This window comes from Chryseobacterium sp. 3008163 (genome assembly GCF_003669035.1).
GTDB lineage: Bacteria > Bacteroidota > Bacteroidia > Flavobacteriales > Weeksellaceae > Chryseobacterium.
This window is the reverse complement of record NZ_CP033070.1, coordinates 2095433-2111494: the sequence shown is the minus strand read 5'-3', so window position 1 is coordinate 2111494 and position 16062 is coordinate 2095433. Positions and strand designations below refer to the sequence as shown.

The 16062-nt window shown below is 35.9% G+C and carries 11 protein-coding genes; all 11 read right to left on the bottom strand.

Annotated features, from left to right (window positions below; all coding sequences use genetic code 11):
- Positions 1-42: 42 nt before the first annotated feature.
- Positions 43-2310, bottom strand: coding sequence for a T9SS type B sorting domain-containing protein (locus EAG08_RS09560; protein WP_129535230.1), 2268 nt, complete (start codon positions 2308-2310; stop codon positions 43-45).
- A 238-nt stretch (positions 2311-2548) separates the two neighbouring features.
- On the bottom strand, positions 2549-4801 hold the full coding sequence (locus tag EAG08_RS09555; RefSeq protein ID WP_129535229.1) for a lectin-like domain-containing protein: 2253 nt from the start codon (positions 4799-4801) through the stop codon (positions 2549-2551).
- A gap of 172 nt (positions 4802-4973) precedes the next feature.
- On the bottom strand, positions 4974-5450 hold the full coding sequence (gene rnhA, locus EAG08_RS09550) for a ribonuclease HI (protein ID WP_129535228.1): 477 nt from the start codon (positions 5448-5450) through the stop codon (positions 4974-4976).
- 96 nt (positions 5451-5546) lie between these two features.
- Positions 5547-7127: a replicative DNA helicase gene (dnaB, locus tag EAG08_RS09545; RefSeq protein WP_129535227.1), complete on the bottom strand. Its 1581-nt coding sequence runs from the start codon at positions 7125-7127 to the stop codon at positions 5547-5549.
- A 153-nt stretch (positions 7128-7280) separates the two neighbouring features.
- Positions 7281-9347 (bottom strand): gliding motility-associated C-terminal domain-containing protein, encoded by a 2067-nt coding sequence (locus EAG08_RS09540; RefSeq protein WP_129535226.1) that lies wholly within the window; start codon positions 9345-9347, stop codon positions 7281-7283.
- A 103-nt stretch (positions 9348-9450) separates the two neighbouring features.
- Positions 9451-11532: a T9SS type B sorting domain-containing protein gene (locus EAG08_RS09535; RefSeq protein ID WP_129535225.1), complete on the bottom strand. Its 2082-nt coding sequence runs from the start codon at positions 11530-11532 to the stop codon at positions 9451-9453.
- Between the two features lie 89 nt (positions 11533-11621).
- A complete protein-coding gene (locus EAG08_RS09530) occupies positions 11622-12857 on the bottom strand; it encodes an MFS transporter (protein ID WP_129535224.1) in 1236 nt (411 codons plus the stop codon).
- Positions 12858-12951: 94 nt separating this feature from the next.
- Positions 12952-13314, bottom strand: coding sequence for a hypothetical protein (locus EAG08_RS09525; protein WP_129535223.1), 363 nt, complete (start codon positions 13312-13314; stop codon positions 12952-12954).
- Positions 13315-13383: 69 nt separating this feature from the next.
- Entirely contained in the window at positions 13384-14883 is a 1500-nt protein-coding gene (locus EAG08_RS09520) for a GH3 auxin-responsive promoter family protein (protein WP_129535222.1), read from the bottom strand.
- A gap of 128 nt (positions 14884-15011) precedes the next feature.
- Positions 15012-15257 carry a hypothetical protein gene (locus EAG08_RS09515; RefSeq protein WP_129535221.1) on the bottom strand — a complete coding sequence of 82 codons (246 nt, stop codon included), beginning with the start codon at positions 15255-15257 and terminating at the stop codon, positions 15012-15014.
- A 174-nt stretch (positions 15258-15431) separates the two neighbouring features.
- Positions 15432-15824 (bottom strand): hypothetical protein, encoded by a 393-nt coding sequence (locus EAG08_RS09510; RefSeq protein ID WP_129535220.1) that lies wholly within the window; start codon positions 15822-15824, stop codon positions 15432-15434.
- Positions 15825-16062: the final 238 nt, after the last annotated feature.

Here is a 16062-nt window from a genome sequence, read left to right as displayed (position 1 = left end):
TTGAGGGGAGTGATCGCAATATAATTAAAATATGAAAAAAAATTAGTCTCTGTTTTTTACCATGATCCAACCTGAGAACTTGATTGGAGTTTTATTTTTGTTGTTCTCATTCCATGTTACAGAATACCAATAGCTTCCTGTGGGAACTTTCCTGCCATTCGCGGTTCCATCCCAAATGTATCGGTTGGTTTTGTCTCCTTGGTGAAGTTTTGAGCCATATCTGTCGAAAACATTAAATGTCAAATCTATTTTTCCTGCTAAAGCTGAGTAATCGATATAATCATTCTGTCCGTCACCGTTTGGAGTGATTACATTGATTAAATTTGGTACCGTGATATTAACTTCAATTGGCTCACAGTCATAAACATCTCTTACGTAAATTTTATGCATACCTCTGGAAATCCCTGTAAACACGTTGTAATCTTGCCAGTTCACATTGTCTAAAGAATATTGATAAGCAGGAGTTCCGCCATCAACGTTTACAGTAATTGTGGTGTTTGAAATGTCAATAGAAGTTACGACGGGTTGCTCTGAAGCGTAAACTTTTACCGTTTGTGTGGCAATACAGTCACCGCTTTTCAGTTTTACCCAATAAGTTCCTACACTGACATTTGAGATTATTTGTGTCGTTGCGCCAGTGCTCCACTCATATCCGCTAAATCCTGATCCTGCGTCTAAAGTGGTTTTGTCTTCAATACAGATTACTTTATCAACCAAAACGGTAGAATATATTGGTGGAATTACAACCAAGGTTACTTTTGCCACTGAATAACATCCGGTTCCATTGCTTACTTTTACATATACAACTCCGTTTGGAGCCGTGTAAGTTGCAGGTGTGCTGATTTCATTAGTTCCATTTACTGCATCCGTTAAAGATGGAAAGTATTTTTTCGTGGTTCCCGGTTCTGTAGTTACTGGAGCGTTTGGTAAATTAAATATTCCTAGTGAAGGATTATTTGGTTCAAAGCAACTTCTCAGTGTAGCATCATTTACAACGACTAATGGAGAAGTGTTTAGCGTTATAATTGCATTGTCTACACAGCCTTGAGCAGTAGTTACTTTTACATGAATTGTAGTTCCCTGTGCTGCTGGATATGCTGCAAAGTTCATAATTTGATTTGTTCCGGCAATCAAATCAGCTAAAGTTGGATAATATTGTTTAGTAACCCCGGCTAGTGTGGTTACAGCTGCATTATTTAAATTAAATATCCCAACGCCTGAGCCATTATTATTACATTCCGTCATAGATGCATCAACGGCTTCGAATGGACTTGGATTTAAAATAATTCTCGCATCACCATTATCACATAGGGTAGAAGACGGATCTTTGATGACTACAGATATTGTGGTGTTTCCTGTGTACTGAAAGTTGTTAGGTGTCGCAATAGGTGTAGAGCTTCCTAAAACATAATAAGTGATAATATAGTTGCTGGGAACATTAACAAATTGTGTTGCGTAAGAAGTTAAATCAACAAAACCACTTCCTGTAGAAGGATTGGTACAAACAAAAGGTGTAACTGTACTTTGTAAAATAGGAACTTTGTCAATGAAAATTTTGGCATTTTTAATAGAATGTCTTGCGCTCGCCGCTCCCGTTCCTGCTGAAAATCCGAAGTACCCGGTTGTCATACCGATGGCTCCTCCTGATGGAGCAAAAGATTGGTTTGTAATTACAATGCCATCTATTCTGATTTGAATAATCCAATTGTTGATATTGGCCGGATCAACCTGACCGTTTACTTCAACGTGTTTGTAGTTTGCTCCTACAAAAGGCTGTGTGGCCTGCAAATCCGGAGAGTGAAATGTACTTCCTGCGGCCACATTGTATTCAATATTTGGATTTCCTGCTGGAGTATTGTTGGTTCCATATAGAAGATGCACTTTGCTCATTTGTCCTTCTGTAGAATTGTTGAAGATATCAAAAGCAACCATTAATCCGTTTGCGTTTGCTGGGATTCCTAATCCCCCACCGGTTGTAAATGCTGTTGGTGGGTTAGAAAGATACCAAAATGTCAAACCATCACCTCTTCCATAAGCTGTAGTTCCGTTTCCGTCGATTCTGAAGTCGAATTCAACTTTCCATTTATCACAATACTTTAAGTTGATTGCGTTTGAAAGTTTTATGGCTCCAAACTGACCCGTTTGATCTGCGGTAAGCTGTACAAAATCATTGGGAGCAGTTGCTGAAGGAACAATATCCCATCCTGTTGTAACGACGGGGTTTCCTGTGAGCTGATATGTTTGGGCAGATGTGTTTTGAAAGAAAAATAAAAGAATTATTGAAAGATAAAATAGTAGTGTTTTCTTCATTTTATTAAATTGATTATGGTTATGTAATGTATTATAAATTATTTTTATAAAATAATTATGAAAATTTATTTATAAGTGTGATTAAATTTAAAAATAGAATAAAAGTTTATGTTATTTTGAGTTATTGATTTGTTTTTGTATAAATTTCATCAAAAAACACAATTTAGCTCATTTTTTTTATTCAATTTTACTATTACGAAAAATCACTCCCATTAGGAGTGATTTTTATTTGAGAAGTTTATTCTCTATTTTTTACAAGTACCCAGCCGTTGTATTGAGTGCGTGTGTTGTTTGCGTCATTTTCGTTCCAAGAGATGGTGTACCAATAAGTTCCTGTAGGGATTTTCTTTCCGCCGGAAGTTCCGTCCCATTTGAAATTTCTCAGCTTGTCGGCCTCGTATTTTTTGTTTCCGTATCTGTCATATACTATAAATACTAAGTTTTTCTTATAAGCTAAAGCTGTATAATCAATAACATCGTTTACGTTATCTCCGTTTGGTGTAATTGCATTGAGCAAATTCGGAACTGTAATTTGTATTTGCACTGGCTCACAATTGTAAGAGTCTTTTAAGAAAATTTTATTTTCACCTCTTGGTAACCCTTTGAAAACATTAGAATCCTGCCAAGTTGTTCCGTTTAAAGAATATTGATAAGGAGCTGTTCCTCCGGTAGCATTTACTGTAATCGTATTGTTGCTGATATCTATACTTGCAATAACAGGATTTGATGCTGCTTTTACATCTGCAATCTGAGTGGAGTAGCAGCTTCCGGTTTTCAATCTTACCCAATATGTTCCTACAGGTACACCTTGAATTGATGACGTAGTTGCGCCAGTATTCCATAGATATGCGTCAAAACCGGGTCCTGCATCTAGATTTGTTCTGTCGTCGATACAAATTATCTTGTCTTTTAAAACTGTTGATTTTACAGGGGGAATTACTTTTAATGTAATTTTTTTAATGATAAAACAATTGCTGACAGTAGAGGTTACTTTTACAAATACTTCTGAATTGGAAGAAACATAGGCAATAGGATTTACTATTGAATTTGTTCCTGCTAAAGCGTTCGCTAAGGAGGTGTAAAATGTTTTCGTTATACCTGTTTCTGCTGTAACGTTTGCTGAAGTTAAATCAAAAAGTCCTGTTGTAATATTTGTTGGAATAGAACAAGATTGTAACGCTGCGTCTGTCACTATTGGTAACGGAAGAAAGTTTAACGTGATTTGTGCCGTGCCCGTACATCCTTGTGGTGTTGTTACTTTTACATAAATAATAGTAGGTCCCGAAATAAATGCAGTGGGGTTCGTAATTTCATTTGTTCCTGCGTTCAGATCTGCTAGTGTTCTGTAGTATTTCTTAACGATTCCGGGTACACCACTTACATTTGCTGTGGTAAGATTAAATGTAGCTGTGGTATCATTGTTATTGTTACATTCTGAAATTGTCCTGTTATTGGCAGTAAATGGTGATAGGGTGAGATTAATTTGACCATCTGGGTTGTCGCACAATACTCCAGAGTTATCTTTTACAAAAACACTTATAGTTGTATTTGCATTAAACTGATAAGTTGTAGGATTAGTGATTGGTGTTCCTCCTACAGAATACGTAAACGTGTAATTTGCAGGGGTTGCAACAAATTGAGAGTTAAATGATGTAAGGTTTACTGTTGCGAATCCTGTTGAAGGATTAGGGCAGTAAGATTGTGTGACAGATGGCTGTAAGATGCTTACTTTATCTGTGTATATTTTTACGTTTTTAATAGAATGTCTTGATCTGTTTCCTCCCGTAGAAGCCGAGAATCCAAAATACCCAACCGTCATCGCAGCTGCCGCTCCTGAAGGAGCAAAAGATTGATTACATATCACAGTGCCGTCAATTTTTATCTGTATGATCCAATTGGTTGGTATTGCAGGATCTACTTGCGCTGTTACTTCAACATGTTTATATGTAGTTCCCTGAAAAGGTAAAGTGGTATTCATATCCGGAGAATGAAAAGAACTTCCGGCTACATTAAAAAATTCTACGTTGTTGGTGTCAGTTGTGTTGACTACTTGGCCGTATGCAACATGTACTTTACTCATTACTGCTGTAGTTGTATTGTTGTAGGTGTCAAAACCGGCAATAAGACCTACTGCATTTTGCGAAACCCCAAGTCCTGATCCCAATACACTTGCTACCGGCGGATTTGCCAGATACCAAAATGCAAGACCATCACCATTGGCAGTTTGGTTAGAATCCATTCTGAAATCAAATTCCACTCTCCATTTATCACAAAATTTCAAGTTGATAGGATCATTCAGCCTTACAGATCCTGATTGGTTGTTTGTGTCTGGAGTAAGCTGAATAAAATCTGTGCTTGCCACTGTAGGAGCAACCATCGTCCAGCCAGCGGTAGTGAAAGGAGTTCCTGCGAGCTGGTAAGTTTGGGAATGGTATTTTCCGGAAATGCAAAGTAGAAATATGGTAAAATAAAACAGTAAATTTTTATTCATCTATTAGGATTTTATAATTAGACGTGTAAAGATATTAAATCCCAAGTAATAAATATGTATTTAATGTTAATTTTGTAAAAAAGTATGACTATATGGTAAAATATCTTATGATTTGTAAGGGAATAATGGAAATAATTAATCTGAGATTAGAATGATTCAAAATTTATTTGCACTAAAATAAAGAATTGCTTTCCAAATTTTCAAAATAAGTATCTATCTCAAGATTTGCTGAGCTTGCTGCGGCCACGGCGAGCTTATCACACAGCTCATTTTCAAAATGACCTGCATGGCCTTTTACCCAATGCATCTTTGGATGGTGCTCATTAAAAAGTACAGCAAAGCGTTTCCACAAATCGGGGTTTTTTACGCTTTTCCAGCCTCTTTTAATCCACCCTGCAAGCCAGTTTTGATTAATTGCGTCAGACACATATTTGCTGTCTGTGAAAACATGAATGTCGTTTTCGGTAGATTTTAATTTTTCTAAAGCAGTGATTACTGCCAGCAATTCCATTCTGTTGTTGGTGGTTTTTCGAAAACCTTTTGAGAATGTTTTTTGATAATTTTTCTCAGGAACTTTCATGACAATTCCGAATCCGCCTTTTCCGGGATTTCCGCTGCATGCGCCGTCTGTATAGATTTCTATTCTCAAAATTTTTAGGTTGAGATTAAGTTTGGGGTTTAGTTAAATAAAAATTAAATTATTTCAAGGTTAAATAAGCCTAGGCCTCAACCTTAATTTTAGAAGTTAAAAAGGAAAATCATCTTCGTCATCCAGATCATTCATTGAAGAGCCCGAAACCTTAGAATTATCAGGTAAATCAAATGCTGCTCCTGGCTGAATGGTTGTTTTTATTTTTTCAAAACCACTAGGTTCATGAGATTGTGAACCTCCTGATGGATAACTGCTATCTGTTTCGCCAATATCGCCAAATTTCGCAAAATGCTTCATAAAAGAAAGTCTTACATCGGCAGTTGCACCGTTTCTGTGTTTTGCAATAATTAGTTCGGCCTGGTTTTCTGTGGAGGATTCTTGTCCTTCTTCATCATTGTCCCAAACGGCAATTTTATAATATTCTGGTCTGAAGATAAATGATACAATATCAGCATCTTGCTCAATCGCTCCCGATTCCCTCAAATCTGAAAGCTGAGGTCTTTTTCCCGGGCGGGTTTCTACGGTTCTTGACAGCTGAGAAAGTGCAATTACGGGAACATTTAATTCTTTAGCAATTGCTTTTAATGAACGAGAGATCATTGCAATTTCCTGTTCACGGTTTCCGCCTCCTTTTCCTCCGCTGCTTGCAGTCATCAGCTGAAGATAATCAACCATGATGATTCTCACGCCATGCTGCATTACCAATCTTCGACATTTTGCACGGAAGTCGAAAATGGATAGGGAAGGAGTCTCATCAATATATAAAGGAGCATTTTCAAGTTCTGATACGTTGGAGAATAGTCTTTGCCATTCTTCATCGCTCATTTGTCCTTTTCTTAATTTTTCTGATGAAATTTTTGTTTCAGAAGCAATCATTCTGGTGATCAACTGTACAGATGCCATCTCGAGAGAGAAAAGTGCCATTGGAATTTTGTGCCCCACAGCAATGTTTCTTGCCATAGAAAGAAGAAATGCCGTTTTCCCCATCGCCGGACGTGCCGCTATAATAATTAAATCTGAATTTTGCCAGCCACCGGTTTCTTTGTCAACTCCTGTAAATCCGGAAGGAACTCCTGAAATTCCTTCTTTATCTTTAAGAGATTTGATGGTATCAATTGCTTGTTTTACTAATGTATTTGCGGTATCAAATCCTTTTTTGATTGTTCCATTGGTAATTTCAAAAAATGACTGTTCGGCTTTATCCAAAAGTTCAAAAACATCTGTTGATTCTTTGTAAGAGGTGTCAATAACATTGGCAGAAACATTAATTAAACTTCTCAAAATATATTTTTCGAGAATTACACGTACATGATATTCGATATGGGCAGATGAACTTACACCCATAGTTAATTCAATAATATAATGATCTCCGCCTGCAGAAGCTAATCTGTCTGTTTTTTTTAACTCCTGAATAACGGTCATCAAATCGACGGGTTGGTTTCCTTCGTATAGTTTTAGAATCACTTCAAAAATCACCGAATGTCTTGGGTCGTAAAAAACTTCGGGAGTCAAAAGATCAATAGAATGATCGAGTCCTTTTTTATCAATTAAAAAAGTACCGACAACCAAACGTTCAAAATCTACAGCATTGGGAGGCATTTTTCCATCTGCAATCGATAATTCTCTAGCAAAGTTTCCTTGAGTAAGAGAAGATAAAGTTTCTTTCTGCGCCATATTGCAAAGATAGTTTATTTAGAAAATAATTTGAATTGAGTAATTCATATTTATTGTTGATAACTTTTAAAATATCAATATCCAAAGGCATTGAATGATGTTAATAAAAAATCACCCCGTTGCTGAGGTGATTCTAATGATATGAGATTTTACTTATTCTCTATTTTTTACCAATATCCATCCATTGTAAACTGTATGGGTATTGTTGATGTCGGTTTCGTCCCAAGTGATGGTGTACCAGTAAGTTCCTGTTATGATTTTCTTACCGCCTGATGTACCGTCCCACTTGTAATTTCTTAGTTTATCAGATTCATAGATTTTATTTCCGTATCTGTTGTAGATTGTGAAAACAAGATTTTTCTTATAGGCTAATGCAGAGTAATCTAATTCGTCGTTTACATTATCTCCGTTTGGAGTAATTGCATTCACTAAATTAGGAACAGTTACCTGAACTATAATCGGAGTACAATCAAAAGAATCTTTTAAGTAGATTTTATTTTCACCTCTTGGAAGATTATTAAATATATTAGAGTTCTGCCAATTTGTACCGTCAATAGAATATTGGTAAGGGGCAGTTCCTCCTGTAGCATTTACTGTAATTGTATTATTGTTGATATCTAAACTAGCGATTACCGGTTGCGACGTAGGTAATACTTTGACTTGTTGTAGTGTGAAGCATTTACCAGTTTTCAGTTTTACCCAGTAAGTTCCAATTCCTACATCCTGAATACTTTGGGTAGTAGCTCCCGTACTCCATTCGTAACCTGTGAACCCTGGACCAGCATCTAAGGTTGTTCTGTCTTCAAGACAGATTGTTTTGTCTTTTAATACTGTAGATTTTACAGGAGGAAGAACTTTTAATGTGATTTTTGTTATTGCATAACATCCATTTGTGTTGGTGACTCTCACATATACTTCACTGTTTTCTGCAATATAAGTTGTTGGGTTTAAAATTTCATTAGTACCCGATAAAGCAGTTGCCTGAGTTTTAAAGAATCTTTTTGTAATCCCCGTCTGAGAAGTCACGGTCGCAGTTGTCAAATCAAAAGTTGCAGTTGTAATTGCGTTTTCAATAAAACAAGACTCTAAAGTGGCAGGTGTCAAAACGACTACAGGATGGAAGTTTAACGTGATTGTTGAATCATCTGTACATCCTTCTACAGAAGTAACTTTTACATAAATTGTTTTTGGTGCAGAGACATATGCTGTAGGGTTTGTAATAGCATTGATGTCAGCATTAAGATCAGCTAATGTAAGATAGTACTTTTTAGTTGCAGTAGGATCTCCGAAAACAGCGGCTGATGTAAGGTTGAAAATTCCTGTTCCAGCTCCATTGTTGTTACATTCTGTAAGTGTTGCATTATTTGCAACAATATTTCCTTGTTTGAATTTAAAAGTACCGAGCTGAAAACATCCATTAATAGGATTTGTAGGATTTGCAGGATCTGTATACTTTAATCTATAATAGTAGATTGTTGTTCCGTTTATCGTTGTGGTTGTAAGTGGAGAAGTTCCTGTAATAGCATTATTTTCAGTGTCATGATAGGTAACTGTAAAGTTAGTATTTCCGTTTATGATACCTGTAGAAAGCGTAGTGAAATCAAACTGCATCGGTAATGCACATTTTAAAATTTCATTAGGAGATGTAGGTGTTGGTCCCGGAAGTCCTGGAGTAATAAAAGGATTTGGAGTAAGTGTAGGATTATTAAATGCAGAAGTCAAAGTAGCAGTTCCTCCCCAATTTAATGAAAAACCATTGGCGGTGCTAAGATAATTGTCAACAATTAAGTAATAAGTTTCACCAGCAACTACATCCATATAGCTACTCCACTGTCCAAATGTACCTCCATTAGGATCGGTTGATGTTAAATTAAGGCCGGTAGGACCATCTGCTCCTGAAAAGTTACACCTGATTGGTGCTCCCAAAGCTCCACAACTTACGTTGGGACCATATACTGCAAAATCATAATCATCTGCAAATACTGCTGGATCAATAGTAAATGTAAGTGTTCCGGATGTTGCAATAGTGAACGTATACCATACTGAGAAATTTTCATCACTAGACAAACAACCTCCGAGTTCCTCATCAATGGTTCCGGAGCCTATTGGTGTGTATGAAAAACCTGAATTTCCACAAACAGGAATAGCTGAATTACAGTCAGATTGAGAATAAAACAGTTGTGATGTTATTAAGATAAAAAAAAGTAGTAATTTTTTCATGTGAAATGAATTTAAAGCAAATTTAAACAAAATAATACAAATATGTTTAAAGTAAATAAATCGCTCTCAAGAAGCGATTTATTTACAGATTTTATAAAAATGATTATTCTCTGTTTTTAACCATTACCCATCCTGTGAATTTGATAGGGGTTTTGTTTTTATTGTTTTCGTTCCAGGTTACAGAATACCAGTAATTTCCTGTTGGTACATTTTTGCCGCCAATTTTTCCATCCCAAGTGTAGTTATTTGACTTATCTGCCTGGTGGATTTTTGTGCCATATCTGTCAAAGATGTTTAAAATCAAATTGCCTTTTCCTGAAAGAGCAGAATAATTAATCACATCATTCACACCATCACCATTTGGAGTAATTACATTGATGATATTAGGAAGTACAATTACGATTTCCATAGGTACACAATCATAAGAGTCTTTCACATATACTGTGTAATCTCCTCTGGTAAGACCCGAGAATACATTAGAATCCTGCCAATTTACATTGTCTAAAGAATATTGGTATGCCGGAGTTCCTCCTGTAACATTAACAGCAATTGAATTGTTGGTAATCTCAACATTTGAAATAACCGGCTGCTCTGTTGCATAAATTTTCACTTTTTGAATTGCAGTACAATCTCCTGTTGTAAGTTTTACCCAATAAGTTCCTACACCTACGTTAGAGATGATTTGTGTGGTTGCACCTGTGCTCCATTCGTATGCAGTAAATCCAGGTCCTGCATCTAAAGTTGTTTTATCTTCAATACAGATTACTTTATCAACCAAAACTGTAGAGTATACTGGCGGAATAACCACTAGGTTAATCTTTGCAACAGTATAACATCCAGTGGCGTTCATTACTCTTACATAAACTACACCATTTGGAGCAATATAATTTGCAGGGTTTAAAATCTCATTGGTTTGATTAATAGCATCAGTTTCTGATGGGTAGAACTTTTTAGTCGTTCCGGCATCTAAGGTTACCGGTGCGTTTGGTAAATTAAACTCGCCTGTTGAAGGATTACTCTCAATAAAACATGCTCTTAAAGTTGCTTCTATTACAGTAACCACCGGATGAAAGTTTAATTTTATTTCTGCAATGTCTGTACAGCCAAACTCAGAAGTTACCAAAACAAAAACGGATCCTCCTGCAGATAGATACTGGTAAGGATTTGTAATTTCGTTGGTATTGCCATTCAAATCAAACATTGAAGGGTAATACTTTTCGGTAGCAGTTGGAATGTTGATAACATTAGCCGTTGTCAGATTGAAGACGGCAGTTCCCTCATTATTATTTTTGCATTCTGTAAGAGTAGCATCGGTAGCTACGATAGATCCATCTTTAAATTTAAACTCACCTGTTTGCTTACACTTATTAATAGGATTGCTCGGGTTGGTAGGATCTGTGTAAGTAATACTATAATAATAGGTGTCTGTAATATTCACACTGGTAGAACCAACAATAGGGTTTGCACCTGTCAATAAATCATTGGTGTTATAATGGTAAGATACGGTGAAATTTGTATTCCCGTTGATGATTCCGCTTGTTAATGAACTAAAATCAAAAGTTGCAGGATTTGTACATACCACCACTTCATTTGGTTGGGCAGGATTAGCATTTGGCAGACCTGGAGTTATAAAAGGATTGGTAACTAAGCTGGGATCATTAAATGGTGATGCTAATGTAGCGGTTCCTCCCCAAGAAAGTGTAAAACCATTAGCGGAGCTAGAAAAGTTATCAACAATCAAATAATAAGTTTCCCCTGGAAGCACATTCATGAAGCCGCTCCATTGCGTTAAAATTCCCCCAGTATCTATTCCTGTAGGGCCGTTTGTGCTTAAATTCAGGCCAGTAGGACCATCCGCACCGGAATAATTACATCTGACAGGGGCTCCTAAATTTCCACAAGGTTTATTTGGGCCATAGACTGCAAAATCATAATCATCTGCAAACACATTTGGGTCAATAGTGAAGGTTAATGTTCCTGCTGTTGATATTGTAAAAGTATACCAAACAGAAAAGTGCTCGTCACTAACCAAACATCCTCCCAGATCCTCCAAAATAGTACCAGGTCCTGTAGGTGTGTATGATATCCCAGAGTTTCCACATACGGTAATAGCTGTAGGGCAATCTGATTGGGCAGAAAGTAATTGAGATAGTATCAATAAAAAAATGAGTAAAGGTTTTTTCATTTCCGAAAAATTTTTAGTACAAATATAAAAAAAATATTCGCCTACGGTTAAAGATTTAAAAGATATTTAAGAAGTACGTATAATATCTCCTAATATTGCATTTTTCTTAATTTGGGATTCGTGCCGGCAACGATCAATGCAATCAGCAAAGTCATGCTGCCTCCAAACACCACGGAACGTACGACTCCTAAAAGTTTTGCGGCCAAACCGCTCTCAAATTGTCCCATTTCGTTACTTGACATAATGAAGATGGAGTTTACGCTCAAAACACGTCCGCGGATATGATCCGGAGTTTTCAACTGCACAATAGTTCCACGGATGACAACAGAAATTCCATCAAGCATTCCGCTCAAAACCAGAAACATAAATGAAAGCCAATAATAATGTGAAAGCCCGAAACCAATGATGCAAAGTCCGAACCCAGCAACGACACCAAGCAATACTTTACCTTGGTTTTTACGCAAAGGAATTATAGAAAGTGTGGTAATGATAATCATTGAACCAATGTCTGAAGCCGCATTTAATAATCCAAAACCTTCGGCGCCCGATTTTAAAATATCTGTCGCAAAAACAGGAATCATCGCAACGGCACCACCAAAAAGTACAGCAAACATATCCAGACAAAGTGCTCCAAGTATTTCTTTAGTTTTAAAAATATAAGAAATACCTTCACGCATACTTTCCATCACTTTTATTTTATCCTTTTCATGTTCAGAAAACTGTTTATTCAGTTGCCAGAAAAAAATAGAGGCAATTGATATTAAAGAAATTATCACAATTAAAGTCCACTTTACACCAACTAAACCAATCAAAAATCCTCCGGCAGCGTGTCCGCAAACTGAAGAAATTAAAAAAGTTCCTTGGTTTAATGTAATGGCACTTGGTAGATTGACTTTCTGAACAATTTTAGGAATCATCGACGGAACAATCGGGCCTATAAATGCTCTTACAATGCCGGTGAAAAATATTACTCCGTAAATATAATAGGTGATTTCATGTCCTGTAAAATGAAGTTCAACATTATAAAACGCCGGAATTAATAATAATCCAATCAGAAAAACATAAAGATAAGTGCAGATTAATAGTAGTTTCTTCTTTTCATTCATATCAATAACGTGGCCGGCGTACAAAGCACAACTCACTGCCGGAATCACTTCCGAAAGTCCGATTAACCCAATAGAAAAAGGGTCTTTTGTTAATTGATATACCCACCAACCTAAAAGTGTGGCAAGCATCCTGAATGCTAAAACAATAAAAAATCTCCCTGTAAGAAGATTTCTGAATTCTATATTTTCTAAGGTTTTAAGCGGGGAAAGAGAAATCATTCCGCAAAAATAGCCCTAAATATTTATTCAGGGCTATTTGTATATCGGGTTTTCAAAAGAATTTGGTTATTTCTTCTGAAAGATAACGTCTATTTTAGTCAGCTCTCAAAGAACTGATGACTATTGCAGCAACTCCTGCAGCTCCGATTACGGCAGCACCGGCTACCACTCTTCCTTGAGATCTATCTTTTACAGATGCTACATTAGATTTAGGAATCACCACTTCTGTACTGTCTTTTTTACCTGCAGTTCCGATAATGTTGTCGCCACTGATGTTTCTGAAAAGAATCGTCTGCTTTTTAGAACCGTCTCTTGGTGTTACAACATACATTTTTCCTGCTTCAAGATTAGAGTAATTATTTGTTGAAATATTTTCGCTGTACTTTGTGGTAGCACAAGATGAGATGACAAATAAACCCGTTAGTAAAGATGATTTTAAAAGTACAGATGCTTTCATTATTAAATTTTAGTTTTCCAAATTTATCATTTTTTTTGAATATATGTTTTCATAATCAAGAAAATGTGTTTAAATTTTATAAATTTTCAACAAATCCGCAATTTTTCTGTCATTTGCCAATCTTGGGATTTTATTTTGACCGCCAAGTTTACCTTCAGATTTTGCATATTCCTGAAATGCATTTTTAGAAAGCTTACTGATTTTTAATTTCTGAAGAATATTTCCCGAAATCAAATCATCATAATAGGTATTGCGTTTTCTCAGCTGATCATCCAATTCATTTTTAAATAGACCTAAATTTTCCGGCTCTTTTTCAAATTCGATAAACCACTCATGATAAGGTAACCCTTCTTCTGGGTTCACTTCCGGTGCAAGATGAAATTCTGTAATCTGTGCAGGGAATTTCTCAACTGTAGCTTTCATAGCTTCCTCCACTTCAAAAGCAATCACATGCTCACCAAAAGCTGAGGTAAAATGTTTGGTTCTTCCGCTAACCAGTATTCGGTACGGTTTTTTATCAATAAATCTTACGACGTCACCAATAGAATATGCCCACAAACCTGAATTTGTCGTTAAAATCAAAGCGTAATCTTTATTAAGCTCAATGTTTTTTAAAGTCAGTCTTTGAGCATTTGGCTTTCCATATTGTTCCAAAGGAATAAACTCGTAGAAAATCCCGTGATTGGTTAAAAGCAAAAGTCCTTCTTTCGTATAATCATCCTGAAATGCAAAAAAACCTTCCGAAGCAGGAAATGTCTGAACGATGTCAACGTTTCCGCCCAAAAGTTCTTCCATCTTTTCACGATATGGTTCATAATTGACGCCGCCAGTTACAATCAATTGAAGATTAGGAAAAAGCTGTTTGATTTTCTTGCCGTTTTTCTCAATCAATTTTTCAAAATACATGATCAACCACGGTGGAATTCCGGAAATCAAAGTCATGTTTTCTTTTTCCGTTTCTTCTACGATTTTGTCGACTTTGGCTTCCCAATCTTCTATCAGATTGGTTTCCCAACTTGGAAGACGGTTTTTTTGAAGGTAATTTGGAATGTGATGTGCAACAATTCCGGAAAGTCTGCCGGTTTTAATCCCGAAAACTTCTTCCAATTCCGGACTTCCCTGCAAAAAAATCATTTTTCCGTTGACGAAATCGGCATTTCCTTTTTTTGAAATATAATGAAATAACGCACTTTGAGCTCCTGCAACCTGATATGGCATTCCTTCTTTTGAAATCGGAATATATTTCGAACCCGAGGTGGTTCCTGACGTTTTCGCAAAATATTCAGGAGTTTCTGTCCAGAGAATGTTGCGTTGCCCTTTTTTTACTTTTTCGATATAAGGTTTAAGGTCTTCGTAGTCTGCAATCTGCACATTTTTCTGAAAATCTGCAATTGATTTGATGTTTTCAAATTGATGCTCTCTTCCGAAAAGTGTTTTCTCGGCAGTTTTCACCAATGACAAAAGCAGTTTCTCCTGATTTTTTTCTGCATTTTGCTTAAAATCATTTGTCTTTTGAACATGTTTTTTTGCCCAAACCAGTGCCGCATTTTTCTTGAAGAAGTTTAACATGCTTCAAATTTATAAATAAGTAGAGAATTCTGTCAAATATTTTAAAATTTAAACACAAAAAACCGACGAATAAAAATCCCTCGGTTCTTCAAAATTTGATTATGAAAAACAACATTTTTTAATGTTGATTATTTGTTTGTTTTGTACCTTTTATCTGGCGTTCCGTCTTTTTTTAACTTTTGGTTTTCTTTATATCTTTTGTCAGGCGTTCCGTCCTTTTTTAGTTTGACTGCAGGTTTTGCCGCTACGGGTTTAGCAGCTTTTACTGTTTTAGTTGTTTTTTGTACGGTGCTTTTTGTAGCAGGAACAGCTTGTTGAGCTGTTGCAAATCCCAATCCTAATACGATTGACATTGCTGTTAGAAATTTTTTCATATAAAATTGTTTGTTTTTATTTTAAGTAAATTTAAATAAAATCTCAATATGAAAATCAATTTTAAGATACTTAACTAAAGTTTATTACAGATTAAAAAAACATTAAATCAAATTAAAAATAAAAAAACCTGCTTCCCAAAAGAGAAACAGGTTTCGTATATGTATGAATAGTTGTTATCTGGTAGCATTAGCTGTCCATGTTTTGCCGTCTGCAGTGTAGTACATTTTCAGTTCGTTATTGTCAATTCTAACATAAACTAAGGCGTTAGAACCTACCATTACCAATGTGTTATCTCCTTGTTTTTCAAATTCCAGACCATTAAGATCAGGGATTCCGTTTGAAAATCTGAAGTTATACTTTGTAGCACTTGCGATTTTTGTCACAAATACACTTCCATTGTCTTCTGAAACTGTTGTGGAGCCATCATTGTAAGTAATTTTTCCTTTGTAAGTTCCTGCAAAGAAATCATTGTCTGCCGGATCGTCATCGCTACTACACGATGTGAATGAAATTGCAGTGAACATCACCAGCATAAAAACTCCTAAAATTTTGATTGCATTTTTCATAAAATTATTTTTTTGGTTTACGGGAGTAGACTTTTCAAACACTGTGCCGTAATCAATTATGTGAATATTTTTAACGTATTTTTTAATCTTTAATGAAAAATTGTGATTTATATTCATTTATTATTGATATTTCTATATAAAGACAATCCGCTGAACGTTTAAGGAAAATAGCATTATCTTTGTAATGCTAAAACGGTTTCGGAATTCTCCCGAAATCGCTTTTGTCGTTTATACCTAT